This is a genomic window from Microbacterium resistens (assembly GCF_021172025.1).
Taxonomy (GTDB): domain Bacteria; phylum Actinomycetota; class Actinomycetes; order Actinomycetales; family Microbacteriaceae; genus Microbacterium; species Microbacterium resistens.
The window spans coordinates 1,967,013-1,987,147 of the sequence record NZ_CP082781.1; the positions used below are offsets into that span (position 1 = coordinate 1,967,013).

Genomic DNA, 20,135 nt, shown 5'->3' on the forward strand with positions numbered 1-20,135 from the left:
TCCAGAGGATCCCATCGATGTCCGCTCCCCGCAGCACCGGCAAGCAGCGTCGGCCAAAGCCCGTCAATTTCGGACGTCAGCGTGCGCTGCGTCTCGGTGACGCCGAGGAAGCGGCAGTCCACCGGATGCGTAACGCGCTCGCCAAACAGCGCCGCGTGCCGGTGGAGAGCGTCGACTTCTCCGAAGCCGTGCGTTTGCTCCTCTGCGGCAACGAGCGAGCAGCGCGGATCCTCGCGGGTCAGCCGGAGGCGTGGACGCCCTCTCGCGTCGTCGAGGTGCCGCAGAACCTCTGGGACGGGCTCGACCAGTGCAGGAACGCGGTCGTGCACGCGCGCGGGTCGATGTACGGCATTCTCCGCAAGGTGAACTTTGACGACGGCCCGGTCACCCGCACGGAGATGCTCGCTGCTTTCGATGCAGCCCAGTCGTCACTGGCTGCGCTCGAGCGCATGGAGGCCGCTCTCGTCGAGTTGGTCAGCACTCTGGAGGCTGCAGCGGACGCGGAAGCCTCTGACGAGGTTCTCTGATGGTCAACGTCTCGTCTCAGTCGACGTACACGAGCGGCCGAGCGCAGAACTATGCCAAGAAGGACGCCGTCGCAATCTCGGCTCTCAACGCGTCCGTCCCGCTCTTCGAGAAGCGGCTCCAGAAGATCCGCGTGCGGCACGGTAAAGACGGCGTGCGTCCGCGCGCGCTGACGGACTCGGCCGGCACCATCCTGCGCGACACGAGCGGCACCCCGGTGCCTGCGCGCGACGCGAATGGTCGGGCGATTTACGAGTCGACGTACGTCCAGGCATACTGCCTGATCCAAAGCTTCGGCCGCGACGAGCTTGACCCCGACGATCCGGAGTCATGGATCATAGCTCACGAGCTGGGCCGGGCGCTGGCCGAGGATCGTTTCCCGGGTCATCCCGCGCTCATCGCGACGGAGATCAACGGCCGCTCCGGCTGCGTGCACAACCACATCATCGTCGGCGCGGTGCACCCCGAGACCGGGAAGAGCATCGACAGCAACATCGTCACTCACAGCCGACTCGCCATCGCCCACGATCGCGTCCTCGCCGCCAACGGCTTCACGCAGCGCGCGGACATGGCACGGAAGACGCAGGAAGCCGAGCAGGCGATGGCGACCGTCCGTACTGCTGTACTCGCGGATTCAGAGACCGCGACGCTGTCGCCGAGCGAGCGCCGGCGGAGGACCACCGCGGCAGAGAACGCCGTGCGGCTGCATCGCGACACCTCGACGTCGGCCGCGCAGGCACGTCAGAGCCGTCGGATGCGTGAATTCGACCGGTACCAGCTCACCGAGCGCGACCGGATGATCGCCACCGACATCGGCATGGCTCCTCCGACCGAGCGGTTCTCGGAGATCGAGCTGGAGGCCCGCGTGAAAGAGGCCCTCTCGGATCCGCGGTTCCAGTCCTGGGAGGAACTCTCCAAGATTGCCCGCGAGTACCGCGTCACCATCACCGCTCGCGGACAGGACGTGAGCTTCGGCATGATGCTCACGCTGCCGGACGGTACCTTCGCTGAGCCGGCACGTGCCCATATGCGGCGAGGCGGCCGTCCTGGCACGAACAAGGGTCTCGGCGACGGCTTCCGCCGTGAAGACGTCGAAGCGGCGATCGAGCGGAATGTGCGCGAGCACGAACGGGCCGAGCGGAGCGCCGTGTCGAAGCAGCCGTCGGCGCTCTCTCTTGAACGGCAACAGCGTCTCGACAAGGCCGCTGCCCGGCAGCGTGCGCTCATCGAGCAACTCCAGGCCGAGTCGGACAGGGCCTGGGCATCGGCCACACGAGCGTCCCGACCGGAGCCCGCCCCAGCTTCGGTCGATGAGAAGGCACACGCCGCTCCGTATGTGCGTCGGCGTTTCATCTCTTCCCGTCCGGTGAAGCTTGAGAACCCGGCGGCTCCACTCCGCTCCGCGCTGTGGGAACTTTCAGCGCCTACGGATACTCGACGACGTCGCGTCCACGCTCTCGCCCAGTTCGAGGAGCGCTGGCGCGGCCGAGCGCCGAGAACGAGCGCGGAACGCGCCGCCTTCGAACAGGAAGCCACCGCGATCGGCATCGGTCCTGCGCTCCTCGCCCACGTCGCCGGCCACTTGGACCCTGAACTGCACGCCCTCCTGACAGCTCGAGCGTCACTGGCCGAGGAACGAGCGCGGGCGTTCGATCGTGCAAAGCGGCTGAGCGCAGCCGTCGCCGAGCACGAGACGCAGGTCAACGAGGATCCGCGCGGCAGGCTCCGCACGATGAAGGCCGATCTCCGATTCGAGCTCGGATACGTCGCACGCGTCGACGCGGACCTCGCAGCGGGCATCTACGACTCTCGCTCCCACGAGCGCCGCGAACACATCATCCAGAAGAACAGCGCGCGTGTTGCAGACCTCGAGACCCGGGAAAGGGGAGACAGGGAGATGGAGCTGTGACCAAGTGACTGGCCGCGACACCGGCGTCGCCCATGCGCCCGCTGCCGCGCCGAGATAACCACCAGAAGGACAGGAACCGGCGAAACCTTCGCCACCTCCGTGCTGATTCGAGATTGGAAAGAAGCCATGACTGACAACAACATCACCCTGCAGGCCTACATCGACCAGTTCGACCGGCTCCTCAAGACCGCAGCTGACTTCGAAGAATCGGTGCTCCGCGATAACCGCGGCATGATCTTCGTCGCCTCGTTCGAGGTCTTCCTCACGAACGATTTCAGCATCACTGCCGAAGCGAGCGTCGGTGCCGACGGAGAGATTCTCGACGTAAAGATCCACCACTACGAGGTCGCCGACCGCGACGACGAGCCTCGGGTCATCGCCACTCTCCCCGTGGAGAGCACCAGCGGGCTGTGGAGCGCAATGAAGATCTGGCTCGAGGCTATGCGCAGGGTTTCGAAGCAGGCCTGAGCGATGAAGTACGGCTACACGCGGACGTCGACGTCGGACAAGCAGAGCGACGATCTTCAGCGCCGGGCGCTGATGGATGCCGGCGTCGATGCGCGCCACATTCACTCCGATCAGATCTCGGCGGCGAAGCTCGCTCAGTCGCGGCCCGGCTGGGCGGCATTGGACATGCGACTGCGCGAGGGCGATGAACTCGTCGTCTGGCGCGTCGACCGGATCGGCAGGTCGATGATTGATGTGATCTCGACAGTCCATGAGCTCACCGAGCGCGGTGTCCAGGTCCGATCGCTTTCGGACGGCATCGACCCGTCGACCCGCGAGGGCCGACTGATGCTCAACCTGATGGCCGCCTTCGCGGAGTACGAGCGTGAGTTCATCCAGGAGCGCGTCCAGGCCGGCGTCGATGCGGCCCGAGCCCGAGGCGTGAAGTTCGGGCGGCCGCCCGTCGATCCGGACGATGTCGCACGCAAGGTTCGCACCGTCCAGCACCTGGTCGATTCAGAGAAGCTGACTGTGGCTAGGGCGGTCCGCCTCGTCGGCTGGTCACGTGCCACGTACTACCGACACGCGTCAGCGCTCTCAGCCGGCAGCCTGCTCGAGGAGACGGGCGAGACGCTGTAGCGCCGACCGGTGCGCCTCAAGGCCGCGGTTCCTTTCTGCGCGCACCTCGTCCACGCGCGCTTCGAAGACGTTCCGCGCGGCGCGTCGGCAGCGCGAGCACCACGGGCGTTCCAGCACCTGACGGGCCGACAGCGGTCTGCCGTACACGAAGCCTGCCATCACGTCGCGCCCGAAACCCGAGACCTCCCCCCTGAGCAGTGCTGGGCCACCCGCCGCGTCACAACCAAAGGGCGACCCCCAGTGCTTGAGGCTTCCGGAGCCTTTCGCGGAGTCGACGATGTGAAACGCTGGCAGTTGGAGACACGAGATAACGGGAGCGCCCACGACGTCCACGCTCACGTAGTGGAGCTCCCCGGTCGCCGCGGCACCGCATTCCTGGCATACCCGTTCGGCGATAAACGCATTGGCGACCTCGATCGCTGCGGCGAGTTGCTGCTCATCGACTGCATCCCCGGCAACGGCTGTATCGGCCCAGCCGTGACCCGCGTGCCGCACCCAACCCTGGCGACTCGACGACCAGCGCAGCGGACCGCCGGCAGGATGCTCGAGCACCACTGCGTAGAACTCGGCGAAGACGTCGTGAGCATGCATGCATCCACCGTGCCACGACGGCTTGTCTCAGAAAATCCAGATATTGAATTGCTCCATTTGAGACACTCCGCATTGTGATTGTTAACGCTCTTCGGCGGTGATTTTGCAGCGCTTGTTGTCGCAGTGGACGCGCGTGAGGGGCCCCCATCGCGCATTGATGAGCGCGCTGCTCAGATGGTTGAATCTCGACTCGTTAGGGTCGCCCTATGGCGGTGGTGATGTGGGCGTGTTCTGTGCTGACGATCGTTAGCGCGGGCGTGAGACTTGGTTATGCCGTAGCGGGACTTAGAGCGGCGCACGGCGCGGAAAGGCTCCCGTCGTCTTATGCGCTCGCTCGTAGCGCGGCCCTGATGGTCGTTGCGCTGTCGGCTCCCGTCACGTCGAATCTTGGCTTCATCGCGGCGGCAGCGGTCGCGATGATTTGCGTGCAGTCTCTGGACGCGGTCATCGGCGTTCGAAGCGGGGACCGACTGAAGACGATCGGTCCTGCGTTCACCGCAGTCGCGAACGTTGCGGCACTGATTTGAGCGCTTGTTCCCTGAAGCCCAACTGCCCGATACCCTGAGGTTGACCCCGTGTCCCGGACACTGACCAGGCGGGATCCGCGTGTTCGCGGTCCTGTCGGGGAGGATGTCTGTGATGGGCGCGAGTTGAGTTGGCGCCAACCTCCGCCTCTACGCTCGCCACGGGGTACCGCAAGACCAACAGGACAAACGATCGAAGCCCGCGTCGGCGACGTTTGCCCTGCGTGCAGTAGCGTGAAGTTCACAGGTGGTATCAAATCCGACCCAAGTACTCGGCTCAGAGGAGTTTTCGTGGCACAATTGACCGGTTTCGGCAACGTGGTTCTGCCCGCGCGAGATCTGCCCGCGAGCATCGCGGCCTGGACCGCGTTGCTGGGCCGACAACCCGCCTTCCAGAGCGACGACTTCGCCGCGTTCTCGGGGGATGGCGTGGAGCTCGGGTTGACCGCGGCGCCGTGGGTGGACCATCCGCTGGTCTTCTGGACGGTCGAGGACATCGAGCAGGCCCATCGCACGTTGGTCGCCGCCGGGGCCACGGCGCTGACCGAAGTCGCCGACGGAACACTCGCTGAGGTCGGCACCGCCGAGGCCGCCGCGGGTGACAACATCGATCCGGGCACCGGCATCGTGGACATGCCCGGTGCGCGGCTCGCCGTGCTGAAGGCGGCCGACGGCAACCTGATCGGCATCACGCAGGAAGTACCGATGGACTGGTCGGCCGACCAGTCGTGAGTTCGGGCGTGCGCGCGCTGTCGCGGCGAGTCCTGAATCGGACACTGCTGGAGCGGCAGCTGCTGGCCCGGCGCGTTTCTCATACGCCACTGGAGGCGATCGAGCATCTCGTGGCGATGCAGGCGCAGATGCCGAACGGACCCTACGTGGGGTTGTGGGCGCGGTTGGAGAACTTCCGGCTCGACGACCTGACATCCTTGCTGAAGGGCCGGAATGTGGTACACGCAACCATGTTGCGCGGTACGCAGCATCTAGCCCGCAGCGAGGACTTCGGTTGGCTGTGGCCGACGGTCGAGCCGGTCGTGCGGAGCGCACTGGCCCAGCCGTACTACGCCGCGCAGATCGAGGGGATCGATCTGGACGAACTCGCCCGCGTCGGCCGGCGGCTACTGACCGGCAAGACGCTCCATCGCCGGGAGCTCGGTCACCTGCTCGTCGACCGTTTCCCCGGCCGCACCCCGGGCCGGCTTGCCGAGGCCGTCGAACTGCTCGAGGCGTTGGTGCACCCACCGCCGCACCCCACCTGGGGCCGGTGGGGGCATCGCAGTGGGACACCGGTCGCCCTGGCCGACGAATGGCTTGGCCGCCCGATGGTCGACGCGCCACAACCGGAAACGATGGTGCTGCGCTACCTCGCCGCGTTCGGTCCGGCCTCGGTCATGGACATCCAGGCCTGGTCGGGGGTGACTCGGCTCCGCGAGATCATCGAAGGGGTGCGGCCGCGCCTGCGCGTCTTCCGGGATGAACACGGCGGCGAACTACTCGACCTGCCCGACGCGCCGCTGGGCGAACCGGACCGGCCGGCGCCGGTCCGGTTCCTGCCCGCCTTCGACAACGCTGTCCTCGGGCACCGGGACCGGACCCGCGTGATCAGCGAGGAGAATCGCCGACGTATCGCGCCCCGGGCCTCCGCGGGCGTACCACTGTTCCTCCTCGACGGCTTCGTCGAAGGCAGCTGGACCCTGACCCGCGACCACCTGCACATCGAACCCTTCCGGCCGCTGACGGACACCGAAACAGCAGCGGTGCGGGACGAGGCCGCCCACCTGCTCCGATTCGTCGCTCCGGACAACTCCGAACCAGCGATCACCCTGACGTGAGCGCGGTCGGCATACCGTCGCCGTGATTCCTGCTGGGAAGCCGCGTTACCCGTTTCCTTACTGAACGTGCGTCTAGGCCCAAGAGGTATGTTCGCGCGTTTGAGTCTCGGCAACCGAGACGGCGCAAGTCGCGGCCAAGCGGCTGGCTGAGACTGCTCCGGGGACATGGCGGTGATCTGGTGGATCGTGTTCCCGGTCGCCCTCGCCGTGCAGCGGCACCTGCTCAGCAGCGGAGCAGCGCGGTACTACCTAAGCCCCAGCGTGACGCGCTGCTTGGTCTCGTCGCCACCCCGCAGGGCTGACACTCACGAGCACACCAGGACCGTCAACCTCGAGCTCCACCTCACCGCCTGACCCTCACCCAGCATCAGGAACAACAGGAGTAACACGTCTCTTTGCGGTGCTTCGTGTCGTTAGTTTCCTATGACGAGGGTGCTGGCTGCGGCTTCGATGACGTCGTCGGTGATGGTCTCGAGTTCGTTGATTTTGAGGACTCGTGCGATCTGGGGGAAGAGTCGTTCGACGAGGCGGAAGTTGCCGCGGGTGATGCGTTCGATCGTGGCGATGGCTTGTGCGTCGGTGAAATCGTCGGGGTCGAGGGTGCGGCCGAGTCGTTTCCAGTGGCGGTCCAGGACGAAGGCGAGTTCGTCTCGGCCGAGGTTGCGGTAGCGGTGGGAGAAGCCGAGTCTGCTGTAGAGCTGTGGGTAATGGCGAAAGCGCTGGTCGATGCCGGGCATGCCAACCAGGATGATCGCGAGGTGGGTGCGGTCGTGTCGGTCACGGAGGATTTCGAGAGCGGTTGGAGTGAGTCGTTCCGCCTCATCGATGATGAGTAGTTCGACGAGTTCGTCGGTGTTGTTCCGAGCGGATGTATCGGGGACCTTGCCGGTGCTTCGAAGGTGCTCGTCGACGCAGATCCCGATCCTCGTCTGGAGGTGATTGATCTCGTGGATCAGTTGTGCGTGCTTGGGCATCACGGTGGGCGTGTAGAAGACTGTGCGGGATCGGCTGGCTGTCGCGCGTAGCGTTGCGAGTCTTCGTCGTTGCGCGGTCCCCACGTGGTGATGAAGGGCTCGAGGGTGTCCCAGTGCGCGTACCGCCGCGCGGACTGGGTTTTGCCGACGCCGGCGTCGCCATGGCAGATTCCGATGGTGCGCTCTTTGCGGACGGCGTTGGCGAACTCGGTGAAGCGGCGGTGTTCCTTGGTGACGATGAAGTCCCGGCTCATGTGTCGTCCTCCTCATAGGTGCGTAGCTTCACTCGCTTTGGTGGGGTCTGCTCTGTTCGAGGTTCTTCGCGTGTGGCCGCGCGTGGGATGCGGTCGTTGATTTCTTTGCGCAGCTCGCGGCGGCGGGCGCGGCGCGCGGTTTCGATGTCGCGCAGACTCAGCCGCTGATTCGGGTGGCCTTCATCGATCGCTGTGCAGATATAGGTGTCGTGGTCGTAAACGCGGATCTCTGAGACGTCCCTTGGGTCGTATCGGATCGTGACCGGCTGACCGACGAACGGCGCGAGCGTGGGCGAGAGGTAGCGCTGGCCTTGGAAGTGGATGCCGTCACGTTGGACGACTCGGTTCTTCGGCACCGTGAGCAGCAGACCGTCGAGCTGGTCGAGACTGTCCGGCATCCGCGGCAGCCAACCATCGGCCTTCCACGCGGCCTTGGGACTCTGTTTGATCTCGCGGTGGGAGCGTTCGTTGTACTCGGTGACGAACCCGCCGACGGCGTGGTCAAGTTCGGCCAGCGTAAGCTGCGGCTTCGGGCGTGCTGCTCCGGTTGCCAGGTGTCCGGGCAGGGCGGAGAGGAGTTCGGTGTTCACGGTGCCGAAGAACCGCTCGACCTTCCCGCGCCCTTGCGGGCGCCCGACGGTGGAGTAGACCAGCCGGATCTTCAGTGCCACGGCAGTGTATTCGATGTGCTGGCTGGTGAAGTCGCTGCCGTGGTCGATGTGCAGCACGTCGGGCAGGCCGCACATCGGCCACGCAGGATCGCTCTTGCGCCAGATCGCCTGCCGGAGCGCGAGGGCCGTGTTGATCGCCGACGGGGCGCCGGTGAAGACGGAGTACCCGCAGATCGCGCGCGAGTAGTCGTCGATCACGGATGTCATCCACGGCCGCTCGGGCTTCCCGTCGGCACCGACGATGAGGATGTCGAGCTCGGTGTGGTCTACCTGCCAGGTCGCGTTTGGCCGCTCGGCGCGCCGGCGAAGCAGCAGCTCGTACCGGTCCCGGTATGCGACCAGCCCCTCGAGTGCGAGCGTGACCAGCCCCGGATCAAGCCCCTGCACGATCGACCGGACAGTCGAATAGCCGGGCCTGGGACGCTCCAGCCTGTCGGCTTCCTTGGCCGCGAGGCGGTGCAGGGTCGCGATGCTTGGCCGGGGTCTGGTCAGCGCCAGCCGTTCAACGAATGCGACCAAGTTAGCGTCCGTGCGCCGCTCGCCCGCATCGGCCCGCTCTCTCTGGTTCAGACCCGCGATCCCGTCAGCGGTGTAGGCCTGCTTCCAACGCTGGAGCGTGCGCAGGCTGATATCGGTGTCCCTGGCCAGGGCCGCCAGCGAAATCCCGTCCTCTACATGAAGACGCAGGAGCCGCCACCTGGCCAGCGCGTCCAGGTCACATCTCGCCGCCGGCTGTTGCTGCTTGCTGGTGCCGGTAGAGCGTCGCCCTCGACCAGCCCACCAGCCGGGCCGCCTGCTCCGCCGTGCGACCCCGCGCGCGCCTCGCGCACGATCTGCAGCTTCTGCTGGATCTCATCGGGCTTCACCGGCGGGCGCCCGAACCGGCTCCCCGACTGTCTGGCCGCAGCGATCCCCGCGTTCACTCGCTCGGTGATCAACTCGCGTTCGTACTCCGCGAGCGTCGCGAGCATTCCCAGCATCATCCGCCCGGAGGACGTCTCCGGGTCGATGCCGTCCGAAATCGACCGGACCTTCACGCCACGCTCACGCAGCAGATTGACCGTGTTCAACACGTCGATCAGCGAGCGACCGAGCCGGTCGATGCGCCACACCACGACGGTGTCTCCGTCCTCGGCATACTCCAGCAGCTTCTTCATCCCGGGCCGCTTAATCGCCGCTCGGCTTCCCGAGGTGACATCCGAGAACACGTCCCGTGCCTCCACCCCCGCGCCGCGCAGCGCGTCGAGCTGAAGGCGTGCGTCCTGACTGGTCGTACTCACCCGTGTGTATCCCAAATGCCTCACGTGACCAGAATGCCTCACAAGCTCCGAAAATAGCGAGCATCGAGACGAAACGCGGCGAGGCAACTTTATGAGACAAAGGCGGGGTGCGGATTTCTGGCTGGGAGGATCCACGGAACGGGCGCCCCCGTATGTCTCATTTAGCTATAGGAAAACAAGACACTGGTCCTGACCGCAAACTGGCCGTTCGTGCAGGCGATCGGCGGACGTTATCGCGAGCGTCAGGGCAGCGCCCTGAGGTTCGGCTCATGGGATCCGGTCGACGGGTTCGCCTCCGCTGTTGATCATGCTCGTCGCGTGCTCGGGCTGTCTGCCAATACCGACGCGTACGACCTCCTGCGGCAGGGCGCCTGCGCCGACCCAGCCCAGGCTGCCGTCATCGACGCAGCCGACCGGGCCGCGCTGCGCGCGAACTACCAGGCGTTCTTCCGTGACCGCGGCCTCGACACCGATCTCGCCACCGTCGACGTGCCGATGTTGATGTAATGCGGCACGGCCGACTCCCGGCATGAGCCAATGCGGCGGGTCGCCAGCCGCACCGGTGCCCACTTCTACTCAGTCACAGATGCCGACCACCAGGGAGGCTGGACCAGATCTGCCGAAGTGCTACCCAAGGCGCTGGACTTCCTGGCCGGCTAGATCAGTCGGCTGCCGATGAGCGTTGTGGTCAGTTCGGTAGATGCAACGCACTCAGCACCAGCGGGCCGCCCGAAGGGCGATTCGACCGGATGTGCACCGTGTCAACGCTGAGCGTCCCGTTGCCGCCGTGGTGCAGGAAGTTCGTGATGCGGTGGGGCTGAAGGTCAAGGGTGCCCGGTGATCGATTCCTCAGCGAGCGCGGTAGCGACAAAGAGCGCTGCAAAAACCCCGCCACGTATCGCTGCGAATCACACACTTCCGATGCCCGGATTGAACTGCTCCGGCCCGCCGTCGCCGCTGTCTCGTCAAGGAGATGTCTGCGAGACGCGGGGCGAGCACGTCTCGCGGACATCTCATGCTGCCGAGTGGCAGTCCTGGAAGTAGTCCTTTGCCCTCTGGTGCGCAGCTGCAGGGTCCGCCGGCTCGCCCATCACCTCAGAGATCCGCTCAACCGCGAGGTCAGCAGCTTTGTCGATCGAGAACGATTCGCCCCTGAGCACCGCGAGCGCCGACTGATCGCGCAATGCCTGGCTCATCGTGGAGGCGAAGTATTCGTCCACGCTCATCTGCGCGAGCTCAGCGAATCGGTTCTCTGAGAGCTCGCGCATCTCTTCGGAGGTGAGCCCATGGGCATCGCAGGCTATTGCGGCTTCTTGGATGGCCTGGACGATCAGACCCGCCATGCCGGCGTCGTTGCACAGGACGGGCAGCGCGCCCTCGGACTGCAGGGTGGTGGGGGTGGAAATGATGTTCGACATACTGACTCCTGTTTCTCGGCTCGGCACACCCTTGTTCGGGTGAGTGATGCAAGCGCCGGCCGGAGCGGAGGATCTATCCAGAGCGGATCATGATCGCTACGCAACAAGAGTCTTCTAGTCAACGGCGTTCGGAACGAACATAGCAGATGTCGTTTGTGTTCGTAAACGAGCAGAAGGCGCTTGTTATGGGTGTCCACAGTCAAGGACGACGGAGACCGGACTAGCTAGACGAATCCGGTGGGGGCTTCTCGCGGTCTCGGACACCACGCCCGCAGAGGTCCGAGACCGGTGGCCTTCACGGCGGCTCCGTCTCACGCGACACAGTCTTTCGCCCATGCCGGGATAAGCGCCGCTACCGGGAACCCGGTTCTCCGGTCTCGGCCCAGCGTTTGCGGGAGAATGGGAGCAGCACGTCGACCTGGAGGTGCAGCCATCGTGACAGCGAACGAAGAGCAGATCACGGTGCTGATCGTCGACGATCACGAGCTCTCCCGCCTTGGCAACCGGCTCGTGCTCGACAGCGTCGACGACATCACCGTCGTCGACGAGGCGGCCACCGGCGAGGAAGCCGTCGCTCAGGTCGAGGCACTGAAGCCCGATGTCGTGCTGATGGACGTCCGGATGCCCGGTATGGGCGGCATCGAGGCGACCAGGCTGATCACGGGTGCCTCGATGGACGTCCGGGTCGTCGTGCTCACGACGTTCGATCTGGACCGGTACGCCTTCGGTAGTCTGCAGGCTGGTGCCAGCGCGTTCCTGCTGAAGAGCGCCACACCCGACACGCTGATCAACGCCGTGCGCGTGGTCGCTCAGGGAGACGCCGTCGTCGAGCCGCGGATCACGCGGCGGCTTATCGATGCATTCGTGGCACCCGATGAGACAGCAGGTGCGGTGACTCCCCGCGACGAGCGCCTGGATCTCCTGAGCCCACGCGAGCTCGAGGTGCTCGCCTGCATCGGCCGGGGCCTGTCGAATCAGGAGATCAGCGAGCTGTTCTTCCTCTCTGCGGCCACCGTGAAGACGCACGTGAACCGGATCTTCGCGAAGCTCGATCTGCGCGATCGCGTGCAGGCGGTCATCTTCGCTCGCGAGCAGTCGCTGCACCAGGACATCGACCCAGCACTGTAGTGCGTGCCGGCGCGATCAGCATGTCTCCGCTGATCGGCTGAGAACCCTCGGAAATCAACCCCAGGGTGGTCGCTGTGTCTGTCCGATCTGCCTAGCGTCGAAGTACGGGCGCAGTCTCCTGAGCCCTGACGAACAGCACACGACGACAGGACGGCGGCACGGACGATGGAGGCAGCGGCAGCAGCACAGGCAGCGACCACCGGAGCACCCCCGGTGCTGCAGGTCTTCGGCGTCGCAAAGCACTACGGCGAAGCCGTCGCACTGAGCCGCCACGCGCTCATCGAGATGCAGACGATCATCGGCGTGCTGAGGACATCCGACGAGAAGCTCGACGATGCGCTGGACAACTCCGGCTACAACGTCCCGTCGCTGGAGGAGCTCGTCGAGGTCTTCCGGACCGCTTACCTGCCCGTCGTGCTCGTGCGTGACGGCACGGAGACAGCGCTCTCGCCGAACCTGCGCACCGCGATCTACCGGATCGCGCAGGAAGCGCTGACGAACGCGCTGCGCTACGCGAACGACGCGACGAGGGTCGAACTCCGGCTCGCCGTCACGGCTGACGAGGTGCACCTGCGGGTGAGCGACGACGGGCGCAGCGAGAGCACCTTCACGCATGGCTCCGGTCAGGGCATCGTCGGCATCGGAGAGTGGGCGCGGCTCCTCGGTGGTTCGGCAGAGGCTGGGCCGAGAGCACAGGGCGGTTGGCTCGTGGATGTGAGGATCCCGCTGCAACGCGGCGACACCTGACACCGCCGACGTCGCTGGACTTCCGAATATGTTCCGATAGACCCGTAACGAGGCGCACCGGGAAGGGTTCACACCATGAGCACGAAACCGGTGATCGCGCCGGGGCGCGTGAGCGCTAGTGGAAGACCTGGCCGCCGGCCATCAGGATCCCGAGGGTGCTGAGGGCAGCGACGACGATCAGGCCGACACCGAGAGCCGCCCACCCCTCCCACGTCGCGGGCGTGTACACCGCGTCGTTGAACGAGAACCACTCGCTGGGGTGCTTCCTCTCCATACCAGCACCTACGCCCCCGGTACGCGCGGAGTAGCGGTCGTGAACGTCCGTGCCCGGGCGTAGCGTGGCGGGCATGTGCGGACGATTCGCGATGGACGCTCACACCGACGAGCTGATCCAGGAGTTCGTCGCCGGTGGCGGCGACCCTCAGGACTGGTGGAAGGAATGGCACGGGTCGTACTCGATCGCGCCGACCGACTCCGCCCCGATCGTCCGCGACCGCGGCGAGGGCAGGTTCCTGGAACTGGTGCGGTGGGACTGGGAGAAGCCGAAGAACATGCGCCCCGGCGCGCCGATCATCAACGCCAGGATCGAGAAGCTCCCGACCGGGTTCTGGCTGCCGTCGTTCACCGCGGCCCGGGTCGTCGTCCCGATGCGCGGCTACTTCGAGTGGACCGGTGAGAAGGGCAACAAGGTCCCGCATTTCCTCCACGGGGACGGGCTCCTCGCCGCCGCAGGGCTCACCTGGTCGATGGACGTGAAGGGCGAGCACGTGCGTTGCTTCGTCGTCGTCACCCGGAAAGCCAGGGACGCCGGCGGGGAGGTCCACGACCGGATGCCTGCGTTCCTCACCCCCGACGCGATGGACGCCTGGCTGGAACCGGTGAGGCTGGACCGCGGCGGCCGTGACGAGATGCTGGCCACGCTCGACGCGTCCTCCGCGGCCGTCGCGTCGTCGATCCGGCAGTACGTCGTGGACCGGAAGGTGAACAACTCCCGCACCGTCGACCCCACCGACCCCACCGTGATCGAGCCCGCAGCATGAACGACCGCACCCTCTCCCCCGACACCCGCCTCGGCATCAAGGTCAGCGCCATCATGTCGAGGAACAAGTACACCGACGACCCGGGGCCCGTGATCGACGAGCTCTACCAGGTCGCCGGCGACCGCCCCGACATCCTCGCGGACGAGATCGGCCTCTGGGTCGGGTTCTACGAGGACGAAGACACCCGCACCCTCGCCGCCGCACTATGCGCACTCCCGCTCGACCTTGCCGATGGGATCGCACTCGGGCAACAGCGACGCAACGAGGAGTACCTCGGCACCGCCTCGTTCACCCGGCGCGAGGACGTCCCCGACCAGCCCTAGGCTGAGCGCATGCTCATCGGCACCATCCGCCCCCGCGAAACCCGAACCGTCACCGTCCAGGGACACGAGCTCGACGAGATCCAAGACCTGATCCAGGCCGAGACTCCCGACGGCTGGGAGATCGTCTCCGCACCGGTGTCGATGGCCAAGAAGGACACCATCCTGACCGCCGAGGCCACGATCGCGCAGCGCGACGGGCTCCGTGAGATCGAAGCCGCCGACATGGACGGGATCCTCGCCAGCGTCCCCGAAGGGTGGCAGCTCCTCTACGTCCGCGAAGGATGAGCCCGACTCCCAGAGCGAAGATGTCGACGACGTCGCCCCACGTGCGAGCGTGAGGCTGCTTTCGCGACGCGCAACATCTGGACTTCCGAATACGTTCCGAATAGACTGAGCGCATGAGCATCACCGCGACTATTCCGACGCGAACGCGGCGTTCCTCGGACCTGAGCAAGCACTCCGCCGAGGTGTTCGCCGAGGCTGAGGACCACCCCGTCACGGTGACGCGTCGTGATGGCGAGGCGCTGGTGCTGATGTCGCAGCGCGAGGCCGAGGGGCGCGCACGGCTCTTGAACTTCGCGGCGCAGCTGATCACGGTGACCTTGGACGATCAGGGCACGCTGGCCGAGCGCATGGCGAAGGTCTTCCCGTGGATGCTCGCGCTGTCTCCCGCCGACCGTGAGACCTGCGCGCAGGAGCTCGTCGATGCAGCTCGTGCGTCGTTCTCGACCGATCAGCCGCATCTGGCCATCGCAGAGCTGACGAGTTGGAAGGAGACCGCAACGGCGGTTGCCGCGGGTCTCGGCAGTGCCGACCTGGAGTGGCTGGACGACACCGACGCCGCTGGTGACGCTGAGTTCGGCGAGCCAGTGGAGCGCCCGTAGTCGTGGCGGCTGCCAAGAAGGGCGAGCTTGTCCCGCGCCCGCCGAAGAAGGTCGAGTACGAGATCCGCTTCGCGACCGCAGACGCGCGTCGCGGCTGGCAGGATCTCGTCGCGACCATCCGCAATGCGATGACTGAGACGTGGGACTTCCTCACCCGCACGCCGCACGCGACGGCACCGACGAACTACCGCCTCAAAGGTGAGCTCGGAACGATCACGCGAGCCGGTTCGAGCTTCGAGCGCTGGCAGCACAAGCCCACGGCCAAGGGCAGCGCCCGCGTCTGGTTCTACGTCGACGGACGCACGGTGTTCCTGGAGCAGGTACACACGCACCACCCGAACGAGACGAAGTAGCGAGCCAGGAGGTGCAGGAGAGCAAGCGCTGAGCGCCTCGATATCGTGAACGGCATGGACGAGACGACGGAGCCTGGAGCGCAGGAGGCAGAGCCGTGGTCGCCGCGGCGTCGCTTCCTCACGGGAACCATCGTCGTCCTGGTCCTCGTAGGGCTCATCGCCTTCGCGCCAGGACCGATCCTGCGGATCATTCACACGAACAGCGCGCACCAGCTTGTCGACAGCCTCCCCGCCGAGCGCGACACGCTGCTCGCGAAGCAGGATGAGTTTCGTGCTCCGCTGGAGCAGCTCGGCGATCCGGTGCGCTCCTGGACCGAGGTGGCCTGCTCGCTTGCGCCGCGATACAGCGACGGCGACGGCGAGCAAGACATCGTGATGTTCTACTGGCAGCAGTGCTGGCTGCAGGCCGTGGAGCTCTACCCCGTGCCCGATGAACTCAGCGATGGCGCATCCGTCGCCGCATGGCTCGGCGGCAACACCGCCGGCGACCCGACGTGCGGCGAGCTCATGTTCGATGTCCTCACCCCCGACGTGGGTGCAGTGGGCCCCACCGAGTACACACCGGTCCTGTGGTGGGTCGACCCCGAGGGCACACCACCTGAGGATGAGCCGGATCGCTGCGCGCTTGCTACACCGGGCGGTCCGGACACGGCGCACACCACGGTCGACGTCGACGAGGCCATGCCTGCAGGTACCTATCTCGTGTACACGGTTCGGACGCCGTTCGCGGCGACTGGTGTCGGCTGCGACAACGCGATGGGTACGTGGCTCGGCGGATGTGCGGGAGAGCCGGACGGGTTCCCGGTGATGTGAGCCAGGCTCACGCATGTCATGTCGTGGCAGTGACATCTGCGACCGGGATCTCGGGCCTCGCGCGCACGAACCTCACCGGGTGCCGGAAGGAGTCGCCGGTCATCGCGATGTCGGCCAGAATCTCGACGACCATCGGCTCGACGAGGGTGAGCGCCACGCGGTCACGACCGCCGCGGGTGAAGCGATCGACAGCGCCCGGCTTCACCTCGGTGGGCCATGGGTGCGGCGCTTCCGGTGCACGCAGCAGTGCTCCGAGCTCGCGAGATACCGCTGAGCTCAGTGGCGTGGAACGTCCGACGATGCGCAGTACGCCATTCACGGGAAGCCCGATGACCAGTTCCTCCGGTCGTTCACGCGCTCCGATCACGGCGGCGCAGACGACGTCGCGGGTGCTCCGGTGCTTCAGCTTCAGCCACGTCCTGTCCCCGCCGACATAGGCCTGTCCGCCGCCTTTCACGATCAGACCTTCGATGCCCGATGCCGTCAGCGACTCGAACCACTCGGCAGCCTTCTCGGGGTCGGAGGTCATCGGCGAGAGGTTCAGCGGCGGAGACCAGTCGACGGCGAGCTCTTCTAGCAGCGAGCGGCGAGCATCCAGAGGGAGCGCTCGCGCATCACGGTCGGCGATGGCGAGTACATCGAAGGCGACGAACGACGCAGGCTGATCTCGAGCCAGCCGTCTCACGCGCGACGACCCTGATCCCAGCCTGCGCAGCAGCGCATCGAAGTCCAGGCGATCGCCGCTCCACACGACCGTCTCGCCGTCGAGGATCACGCCGGCAGGCAGCTGATCCTCCGCTGCCGCGACGATGTCAGGGAAGCTCACAGTGAGGTCCTTGCCCCGGCGCGACCAGAGCGACACGCGCTCGTCGTTGACGGCGAGCAGTAGACGGAATCCGTCCCATTTCGGCTCGTATCGAGCACCGCCGGGAAGTGCATCTGGCGCAGGTAATGTCGTGACGGGCCGAGCCAGTGCCACTTTCAGCGGTGGGCGCAGCTCAGGCGGGAGGGTCACGGTGATCTCGGTTCTCTCAGGGGGGGGCGATGCGTCCATGTTCGTGCCCCCGGCGGTACGGCAACAGCCCCTTGCCATTTCGCCTGGTCGGTGGGGATAGCGTTGTGCCGTGGACTCACTTCGTCGGAGACCTCTGTCGCCAGCGGTCGCCGAGATCCGGCTCGCCGTTCGTACGGCCCTCGCCGATGTGCCCGACGGCGCGACCGTGATGGTTGCGCTCTCCGGAGGGGCCGACTCGCTCGCTCTCACCGCGGCGACGGTGTTCGAGGCGCGTTCGCGTGACATGCGGGTGCTCAGCCTGACGGTCGACCATCAGCTGCAGGACGGCTCGGATCTGATCGCCGCTGGGGCTGCGGTCGCGGCGGAGGGCATCGGCGTGCACGACGCGCTGCAGACGAAGGTCGACGTGCGCGATCGCGGCGAGGGCCTCGAGGCGGCCGCACGGGAGGCTCGGTACGCGGCTCTGCGCAGTATCGCTCGTGCCGAGCAAGCTGCCGGGGTGCTTCTCGGGCACACCCTGGACGACCAGGCCGAGACGGTGCTCCTGGGCCTGGCTCGCGGATCCGGTGCGACGAGCCTGCAGGGGATGCCTCCGGTCCGCACGGACGAGGACGGCACGCGCTGGCTGCGGCCCCTGCTGAGTGTGCGACGTACGACGACCAGGGCGTTCTGCGCGGCGTCGGATCTCGAAGTATGGGACGATCCTCACAATGTCGACCCTCGGTTCACGCGGGTGCGGGTGCGTGAGCGCGTCCTTCCCGTGATGGAGGAGGAGCTCGGACCGGGGATCGCCGAGGCGCTCGCGCGCACCGCGGAGCAGCTGCGGGAGGACGCCGAGGCGTTCGACGAGATGATCCACGAGACGATCGAGGACATCGTCGAGCACGCCGAAGCAGGGATCTCCGTGAGCGCCGCGGCGCTGGCCGCCAACCCCGCGGCGCTGCGCAACCGCATCATCCGGCTGGTCGTCGACAGCGAGTTCGGCGTCGCGCTCACCCGCAGACAGACCCTCGAAGTGGCCCGGCTGGTGACCGAGTGGTCGGGTCAGGGGCCGATCGACCTGCCCGCCTGCACCGCGGCCCGCGTCGGCGGCCGGATCGTCTTCGCCGCGCGTTGACGATCCGGCCGGTATGGGTCAGTGGCCCTCGGTGCCGAAGCGCTCGATCGCCTCGTCGAGGATGCGCTGCGCCTCGGCCGCGTCGCCCCACGCGTCGACCTTGACCCACTTGTTGGGCTCCAGGTCCTTGTAGTGCTCGAAGAAGTGCTCGATCTCCTTCTTCGTGTACTCGGGGAGGTCGCCGATGTCCTGGATGTGCGCCCAGCGCGGGTCCTTCGAGAGCACCGCGACGAGCTTGTCGTCGCCGCCGGCCTCGTCGCTCATCTTCAGCACCGCGACGGGACGCACGTTCACCACGACGCCCGGGAAGATCGCGTGATCCAGCAGCACGAGCACGTCGAGCGGATCGCCGTCCTCGCCCAGCGTGTTGTCGAAGTATCCGTAGTCGGCCGGGTAGCCGAAGGTCGTGTACAGGACGCGGTCGAGGTGGACTCGCCCGGTCTCGTGGTCGACCTCGTACTTCACGCGGCTGCCGCGCGGGATCTCGATGACGGCGTCGTGTGCGCTCATGTGAATAGGTTCCTCATGATTCTCAGGTGGTCGCCCGTAGGGCACACCCAGGAGGAAGAAGGCGAGAGCCACTACCTGGGTAGACGAGCTGCTTGACGAAATATGAGGCTAGTCGTCGCCTGGTAAACCAGCAAAAGGTGTCCTGGGCGGCTGGGAAGTCAGGGGGTCGAGGTGTTGCGCAGTGGGTCGGCTCCAGGGGCTAGTCCGAGTGCGTCCTGCCAGACGGGGCGTCATGCGATCCCGGGGCGTGTCCTCCTGGGAACCGGTCGACGTCGAACGACACCACCGGTTCCCAGGAGAAGGGTTCAGCTCACATCGGAGCTTGGATGTCCTGCTTCTTGTTCCACTCGGTGACTTCCAAGGTGGTCGTCACCTCACCCGAGACCGTGGTGGCTCCGAGCACCACGTAGCCCGACGTCATCTGGAGGGTGACCTCTCCCGACGCCTCCCCCGCTTCACCCATCTGCTCGAACGTGCCGGTCAGGACAAGCGCCTCCTGCCCCTGGACCTCCTGGGTGCCCTTCACCGTGAGCGTGCCGGTCGAGTTCACAATCGTGAAGAGAGGGTCGTGACTTCCGATGTTCGCGCCCAGGGCGCTGAGGAACGCCCCGCTCCCGCTGGTATCCGAGGGACCTTCGGACCACTCGCCGTCGACGGGCTTGACCCAGTAAGTGTCACCGATCGCGATGACCGAGCCGATCGAGTCCTCAAGCAGATATGCCTTGTCGCTCGGGTTGACCTTCATCGTGCTCACCGTGGAATCGGAGGTCTCCTTCACGGCGTATCCGGCGCTCGCTCGCAGCTGCTCCATGGTGCAGTTGATGAACTGCGGCGATTCGATGACGTCACCCGGCTTCAAGGTCACGCACTCGCCGAAGGGGTCATCGCCTTCGGCCGTCGGCTTCTGGGTTTCTGCCGGCTTCTCCGCAGCCGTCTCCGTCGGCTTGGAGGTCTCGCCTTCTCCCGGTGCCGCGGTGGAACAGCCGGCGAGGGCCAGCGCGGCGAGAAGTGCTGTGCCCGCCATGATCTTGCTGATGCGCATTGCGTCTCCTTCTTGGTCATGGGCGACGCGGCCTCCCCGGTCAACGATTCGAAGCCGGCCCCGCGGCGATGCTCCCACGGGCCTTGCCGGCCGTGTCGG

24 protein-coding genes and 2 pseudogenes are annotated in these 20,135 nt (G+C 66.3%); 17 read left to right on the forward strand and 9 right to left on the reverse strand.

Going from position 1 to position 20,135, the window contains the following annotated elements; translation table 11 throughout:
• The first annotated feature begins 17 nt into the window (after positions 1 to 17).
• The 4 genes from K8F61_RS09365 (at position 18) to K8F61_RS09380 (ending at position 3,520) form a co-directional block, all read left to right on the forward strand.
• Positions 18 to 527: a hypothetical protein gene (locus K8F61_RS09365; protein ID WP_231821457.1), complete on the forward strand. Its 510-nt coding sequence runs from the start codon at positions 18 to 20 to the stop codon at positions 525 to 527.
• Positions 527 to 2,434 carry a relaxase/mobilization nuclease domain-containing protein gene (locus K8F61_RS09370; protein WP_231821458.1) on the forward strand — a complete coding sequence of 636 codons (1,908 nt, stop codon included), beginning with the start codon at positions 527 to 529 and terminating at the stop codon, positions 2,432 to 2,434. Before K8F61_RS09365 ends, K8F61_RS09370 begins: the two co-directional genes overlap by 1 nt.
• 126 nt (positions 2,435 to 2,560) lie before the next feature.
• Positions 2,561 to 2,902, forward strand: coding sequence for a hypothetical protein (locus K8F61_RS09375; RefSeq protein WP_231821459.1), 342 nt, complete (start codon positions 2,561 to 2,563; stop codon positions 2,900 to 2,902).
• Positions 2,903 to 2,905: 3 nt separating this feature from the next.
• Positions 2,906 to 3,520, forward strand: a complete 615-nt coding sequence (locus K8F61_RS09380) for a recombinase family protein (RefSeq protein WP_231821460.1) — start codon at positions 2,906 to 2,908, stop codon at positions 3,518 to 3,520.
• Here K8F61_RS09380 and K8F61_RS09385 read toward each other — a convergent pair.
• Complete coding sequence (locus K8F61_RS09385; RefSeq protein ID WP_231821461.1) at positions 3,479 to 4,111, reverse strand: hypothetical protein; 633 nt, start codon at positions 4,109 to 4,111, stop codon at positions 3,479 to 3,481. The genes K8F61_RS09380 and K8F61_RS09385 overlap by 42 nt on opposite strands.
• 206 nt (positions 4,112 to 4,317) lie before the next feature.
• Here K8F61_RS09385 and K8F61_RS09390 point away from each other — a divergent pair, with 206 nt between their 5' ends.
• The 3 genes from K8F61_RS09390 (at position 4,318) to K8F61_RS09400 (ending at position 6,467) form a co-directional block, all read left to right on the forward strand.
• Positions 4,318 to 4,638: a hypothetical protein gene (locus K8F61_RS09390; protein ID WP_231821462.1), complete on the forward strand. Its 321-nt coding sequence runs from the start codon at positions 4,318 to 4,320 to the stop codon at positions 4,636 to 4,638.
• Between the two features lie 288 nt (positions 4,639 to 4,926).
• On the forward strand, positions 4,927 to 5,367 hold the full coding sequence (locus K8F61_RS09395; RefSeq protein ID WP_231821463.1) for a VOC family protein: 441 nt from the start codon (positions 4,927 to 4,929) through the stop codon (positions 5,365 to 5,367).
• Positions 5,368 to 5,375: 8 nt separating this feature from the next.
• Entirely contained in the window at positions 5,376 to 6,467 is a 1,092-nt protein-coding gene (locus K8F61_RS09400) for a winged helix DNA-binding domain-containing protein (protein ID WP_231821464.1), read from the forward strand.
• 413 nt (positions 6,468 to 6,880) lie between these two features.
• Here K8F61_RS09400 and K8F61_RS09405 read toward each other — a convergent pair.
• The 3 genes and pseudogenes from K8F61_RS09405 to K8F61_RS09415 all read right to left on the reverse strand — a co-directional run bounded on the left by K8F61_RS09405 (position 6,881) and on the right by K8F61_RS09415 (position 9,670).
• A pseudogene (locus K8F61_RS09405) lies at positions 6,881 to 7,695 on the reverse strand (AAA family ATPase).
• Positions 7,692 to 9,080: a Mu transposase C-terminal domain-containing protein gene (locus tag K8F61_RS09410; protein WP_231821539.1), complete on the reverse strand. Its 1,389-nt coding sequence runs from the start codon at positions 9,078 to 9,080 to the stop codon at positions 7,692 to 7,694. The pseudogene K8F61_RS09405 and the gene K8F61_RS09410 overlap by 4 nt, the downstream one beginning before the upstream one ends.
• A 1-nt stretch (position 9,081) precedes the next feature.
• A pseudogene (locus tag K8F61_RS09415) lies at positions 9,082 to 9,670 on the reverse strand (recombinase family protein).
• A gap of 186 nt (positions 9,671 to 9,856) precedes the next feature.
• On the opposite strand from K8F61_RS09415, the gene K8F61_RS09420 reads away from it, so the two are divergent.
• Positions 9,857 to 10,153 carry a hypothetical protein gene (locus K8F61_RS09420; protein ID WP_231821465.1) on the forward strand — a complete coding sequence of 99 codons (297 nt, stop codon included), beginning with the start codon at positions 9,857 to 9,859 and terminating at the stop codon, positions 10,151 to 10,153.
• Between the two features lie 506 nt (positions 10,154 to 10,659).
• Here K8F61_RS09420 and K8F61_RS09425 read toward each other — a convergent pair.
• A complete protein-coding gene (locus K8F61_RS09425) occupies positions 10,660 to 11,064 on the reverse strand; it encodes a hypothetical protein (protein WP_231821466.1) in 405 nt (134 codons plus the stop codon).
• A gap of 462 nt (positions 11,065 to 11,526) precedes the next feature.
• Here K8F61_RS09425 and K8F61_RS09430 point away from each other — a divergent pair, with 462 nt between their 5' ends.
• Both K8F61_RS09430 and K8F61_RS09435 read left to right on the forward strand, forming a co-directional pair.
• Positions 11,527 to 12,192, forward strand: coding sequence for a response regulator transcription factor (locus K8F61_RS09430; RefSeq protein WP_336246456.1), 666 nt, complete (start codon positions 11,527 to 11,529; stop codon positions 12,190 to 12,192).
• Positions 12,193 to 12,357: 165 nt separating this feature from the next.
• Complete coding sequence (locus tag K8F61_RS09435; protein ID WP_231821468.1) at positions 12,358 to 12,939, forward strand: sensor histidine kinase; 582 nt, start codon at positions 12,358 to 12,360, stop codon at positions 12,937 to 12,939.
• A gap of 115 nt (positions 12,940 to 13,054) precedes the next feature.
• Here K8F61_RS09435 and K8F61_RS09440 read toward each other — a convergent pair whose 3' ends face one another.
• Positions 13,055 to 13,213 carry a hypothetical protein gene (locus K8F61_RS09440; RefSeq protein WP_231821469.1) on the reverse strand — a complete coding sequence of 53 codons (159 nt, stop codon included), beginning with the start codon at positions 13,211 to 13,213 and terminating at the stop codon, positions 13,055 to 13,057.
• 91 nt (positions 13,214 to 13,304) lie between these two features.
• On the opposite strand from K8F61_RS09440, the gene K8F61_RS09445 reads away from it, so the two are divergent.
• The 6 genes from K8F61_RS09445 to K8F61_RS09470 all read left to right on the forward strand — a co-directional run bounded on the left by K8F61_RS09445 (position 13,305) and on the right by K8F61_RS09470 (position 16,352).
• On the forward strand, positions 13,305 to 13,979 hold the full coding sequence (locus K8F61_RS09445) for an SOS response-associated peptidase (RefSeq protein ID WP_231821470.1): 675 nt from the start codon (positions 13,305 to 13,307) through the stop codon (positions 13,977 to 13,979).
• The gene (locus tag K8F61_RS09450; RefSeq protein WP_231821471.1) at positions 13,976 to 14,302 is read left to right on the forward strand and encodes a hypothetical protein; all 327 of its coding nucleotides are present in this window, start codon (positions 13,976 to 13,978) and stop codon (positions 14,300 to 14,302) included. Before K8F61_RS09445 ends, K8F61_RS09450 begins: the two co-directional genes overlap by 4 nt.
• Positions 14,303 to 14,311: 9 nt before the next feature.
• Positions 14,312 to 14,587, forward strand: coding sequence for a hypothetical protein (locus K8F61_RS09455; RefSeq protein WP_231821472.1), 276 nt, complete (start codon positions 14,312 to 14,314; stop codon positions 14,585 to 14,587).
• 113 nt (positions 14,588 to 14,700) lie between these two features.
• Complete coding sequence (locus tag K8F61_RS09460) at positions 14,701 to 15,186, forward strand: prevent-host-death protein (protein WP_231821473.1); 486 nt, start codon at positions 14,701 to 14,703, stop codon at positions 15,184 to 15,186.
• A gap of 2 nt (positions 15,187 to 15,188) precedes the next feature.
• Positions 15,189 to 15,539: a hypothetical protein gene (locus K8F61_RS09465; protein ID WP_231821474.1), complete on the forward strand. Its 351-nt coding sequence runs from the start codon at positions 15,189 to 15,191 to the stop codon at positions 15,537 to 15,539.
• 54 nt (positions 15,540 to 15,593) lie between these two features.
• Entirely contained in the window at positions 15,594 to 16,352 is a 759-nt protein-coding gene (locus tag K8F61_RS09470) for a hypothetical protein (protein ID WP_231821475.1), read from the forward strand.
• Between the two features lie 16 nt (positions 16,353 to 16,368).
• On the opposite strand, the gene K8F61_RS09475 is transcribed toward K8F61_RS09470, so the two are convergent.
• Positions 16,369 to 17,367, reverse strand: a complete 999-nt coding sequence (locus K8F61_RS09475; protein ID WP_336246457.1) for an ATP-dependent DNA ligase — start codon at positions 17,365 to 17,367, stop codon at positions 16,369 to 16,371.
• Positions 17,368 to 17,476: 109 nt separating this feature from the next.
• On the opposite strand from K8F61_RS09475, the gene tilS reads away from it, so the two are divergent.
• On the forward strand, positions 17,477 to 18,484 hold the full coding sequence (tilS, locus tag K8F61_RS09480) for a tRNA lysidine(34) synthetase TilS (protein ID WP_231821476.1): 1,008 nt from the start codon (positions 17,477 to 17,479) through the stop codon (positions 18,482 to 18,484).
• An 18-nt stretch (positions 18,485 to 18,502) separates the two neighbouring features.
• On the opposite strand, the gene ppa is transcribed toward tilS, so the two are convergent.
• Together ppa and K8F61_RS09490 are read right to left on the reverse strand one after the other, a co-directional pair.
• Positions 18,503 to 18,994, reverse strand: coding sequence for an inorganic diphosphatase (gene ppa / locus K8F61_RS09485; RefSeq protein ID WP_231821477.1), 492 nt, complete (start codon positions 18,992 to 18,994; stop codon positions 18,503 to 18,505).
• Between the two features lie 310 nt (positions 18,995 to 19,304).
• On the reverse strand, positions 19,305 to 20,036 hold the full coding sequence (locus K8F61_RS09490; protein ID WP_231821478.1) for a hypothetical protein: 732 nt from the start codon (positions 20,034 to 20,036) through the stop codon (positions 19,305 to 19,307).
• Positions 20,037 to 20,135: the final 99 nt, after the last annotated feature.